Source organism: Sulfurovum sp., assembly GCF_041551015.1.
GTDB lineage: Bacteria > Campylobacterota > Campylobacteria > Campylobacterales > Sulfurovaceae > Sulfurovum.
Map to the genome: position 1 here is coordinate 1 of NZ_JBFENQ010000173.1, position 3,235 is coordinate 3,235.

The 3,235-nt window shown below is 36.0% G+C and carries 3 protein-coding genes; all 3 read right to left on the minus strand.

The window, feature by feature from the left end; all coding sequences use genetic code 11:
* Positions 1-124 precede the first annotated feature (124 nt).
* Positions 125-2,278 (minus strand): bifunctional (p)ppGpp synthetase/guanosine-3',5'-bis(diphosphate) 3'-pyrophosphohydrolase, encoded by a 2,154-nt coding sequence (locus tag ABZC96_RS09260; protein ID WP_373030651.1) that lies wholly within the window; start codon positions 2,276-2,278, stop codon positions 125-127.
* Positions 2,279-2,284: 6 nt separating this feature from the next.
* Entirely contained in the window at positions 2,285-2,491 is a 207-nt protein-coding gene (locus tag ABZC96_RS09265; RefSeq protein WP_373030652.1) for a DNA-directed RNA polymerase subunit omega, read from the minus strand.
* Between the two features lie 41 nt (positions 2,492-2,532).
* A partial coding sequence (gene pyrH, locus ABZC96_RS09270; RefSeq protein WP_373030654.1) for a UMP kinase occupies positions 2,533-3,235 on the minus strand: 703 nt, incomplete at its 5' end.

Here is a 3,235-nt window from a genome sequence, read left to right on the forward strand (position 1 = left end):
ATACGTACTGCCATCATCATAATATTTTGAAACCAATTTCTCAATACGTTCCATATCTATAATTTCTGCAGTACCTCTACCTATCTCTTCTAATGCCTTTTGTACCATACTCAATATCCCTTATTTATTTGTTATATGCGTCATCTAAACTTATGATCTCAATGAGTTTAAACGTTTGTGAAATTTTTTCTGCAAGCTCTTGCTTCTTATGCTCGCTACTCTCTACTTCTATTTGACAGAACTCTGCCTGTTCTGAATTTCTAATGCCTAATTCTATACTCAATATATTGAGATTAAGTGTCGAGAGTTTTGTCAACAGATCTGCCAAAATACCTTTACGATTCTGAAGACTTATGGTGAGCCTATATCTAGAGAGTTTAGAACCAGTCCAACTCACGTAGATCATCTCTTGACCCTCTAAAATTTTAGCATAGGCTTTCTTGCATAATTTATGATGTATAATAGCTTTACTACCCTTATAAAATGCAACGATTTGGTCGCCATCTTTAGGATGACAGCAATAATCAAATTCTACTCCATCTATTGGCTTATTCGTAAAGAATCTAAAGTGTTCCAGCTCTTTAATATATGGTTTTTTATATCCTTTTTTAAGTAATTCCCAAAAGCGTACCTCTTTGGTACCCATATATTCTGCAACTTTATGTATAGTCTCTTTATAATAATCAAGTTGGCCCGGTAATTTATAAATTGAATCATTGTAATCCATACTTATAAGAAGCTCTTTCATTGCACTGCTCTCTTGAGAAAACAATGTCCCCAAAATATTGTAGGCACTTAAGGTATCTGATTCTTTTATTCTTGCTCGGCAAGAACTTCTGATACCCTCTTTTGCTTTTGATGTTTTCACGGTATCCAGCCATGAACAGTGAAGATGTGGTTTATTGTCTTTCAAAATATTCACAATGTCCCCATTTTTCAAAATAGTCAAAAGTGATGCTTGCTGTTTATTTACCAATGCTTCTGTCGCATTGATACCTACTTCAGAGTGGATAGCATAAGCAAAATCAAGTGCCACTGAGCCTTTAGGTAAGGTATAATAATCACCTTTAGGTGAAAATACTGTAATATCTTCAGAAAAAAGATCTGATTTTGCCAATTCGTAGAACTCTTCTATAGATTCATTCTGATAATGTAAACTCTCTAACCATTCCAAGTTTACACTATTGTTCCCACCTTTGTATTTCCAGTGTGCAGCAACACCATACTCGGCAAGTCTATGCATCTCTATAGTTCGTATCTGAGCTTCAACAATACCTTCTTCATCAAACAATGTAGTATGTATAGTTTTATATCCATTTTCTTTAGGGACAGCTATATAATCTTTAAATCTGGAGATAAGTGGCGTAAATCTTAAGTGCATAAGCCCTAAAACCCTATAACAGTCTATCGGCTCTTTAACGATGACACGAACTGCCAGCAGATCAAGTACCTCTTCTATACTAACACCTTTACGATGCATCTTAAGATAGATAGAATAATAATGCTTCACTCTTCCGATAATTTCAAAATCACCTTCCTTGAAACCGTCTTTATCCATCATCTCTTTTACATTTTGTATAAACGTATTGAGTTTGATCTTTAGGTTTTGTGAATTTGATTTGATATAAGTATCTATTTGCTTATAATCTTCAGGATAGATATAACGAAAACTTAAATCTTCCAAATAATTTTTTAGTTTGGAGATACCAAGTCTATGTGCAATAGGTGCATATACAACAATTGTCTCTTCTGAAATACGCTTTTGTTTTTCAGAACTCAATGCTTCTAGCGTCAGCATATTATGCAGTCTGTCACAAAGCTTGATCACAAGTACACGTACATCTTTTATAGAAGCGATAAGCATTTTTCGAAATGAAAGTGCAGAGTTTATGAGCCGTTCATCTGAGCCTGAGGGGATCAACTCTTCATCACGGATCTCAACGATCTTAGTCAGACCTTCAACCATATGTGCAACATCATATCCAAATTCACGTTCCAAATCTTCAATGGTATAACTTGTATCTTCGACTACATCATGTAAAAGAGCGGCCTGTACCATCATTTCATCATTAGATATCTTTGCTGTAATTGCTGCTACCAATATAGGATGGATGATGTAAGGCTCACCGCTTTTACGTACTTGGCCTTTATGTGCTTCGAGCGAAAGTTCTAGTGCTTTAGCGGTCGCAGGTAGGGGAGTTGGGAGTTCTTCCCAAAGAAGAGCACTTGCCTCTTCTATAGTATCTATATCTTTTGCTTTATCTAGAAAAGCTTCCAAAAGGGTTTAGCCTTCTAAGCTTACAGTAATTTTACCTTCAGCTATTTCTTGAAGTGCAATATCTGAATATTTCATACCTGAAGTATCCATATCTAAAAGCACTTCAGCACCGTTAGCGATTGCTTCGGCTCTTTTTCCTACCGCATTTGCAAGAAGGTATTTATCAAAATCTACTTTTTCTAGTGCTATTGCTGTTAATTGTTCTGTTCTCATATCTATTCCTTTATTATTTCATTCTCAATTTTAGTGTTGTCTTATTTAACAATTGAACAAAGGCTCATATCGCCTTTGACAATTGCAAGAAGATTACCTTTTTCAAACATGTTACATACAACAATAGGCAATCCATTCTCTTTAGCCAAAGCAATGGCAGTATCATCCATTACTTTGATATGATCATTCAATGCTTGATCATAGGATAAAGTATCAAGTTTCACTGCATCATCAAACTTATTTGGATCTTTGTCATAGACACCATCCACTTTTGTTGCTTTGATAAGAAGATCAGATTCTATCTCAGAAGCTCTAAGTGTAGCTGCCGTATCTGTTGTAAAGTAAGGATTACCCGTACCTCCTGCAAATACAACAACACGACCTTTTTCCAAATGTCTTCTTGCACGACGTACAATAAATGCTTCACCTATCTCTTGCATATCTATAGCAGACTGGAGTCTGGCTTCAAGTCCTGCATGTTCCAATGCTTCTTGAATCGCCACACCATTGATCACAGTAGCAAGCATACCCATATAGTCACCCGATGTTCTCTTAATGATCCCATCAGCAGCAGCAGTCACACCACGAATTATATTACCACCACCTACAACGATACCCACTTCAACACCGTTGTCTACAAGTTCTTTAATCTCACCTGCAATAAAATTGAGAATCTGAGTATCAATACCATACCCTTCTTCACCCGCCAATGCTTCACCAGAAAATTTTACCAATACTCTTTTA

Excerpts from the sequence above, each read along its gene's own strand:
- ABZC96_RS09265 (WP_373030652.1), bottom strand. The coding sequence starts at position 2,491 with ATGAGAACAGAACAATTAACAGCAATAGCACTAGAAAAAGTAGATTTT.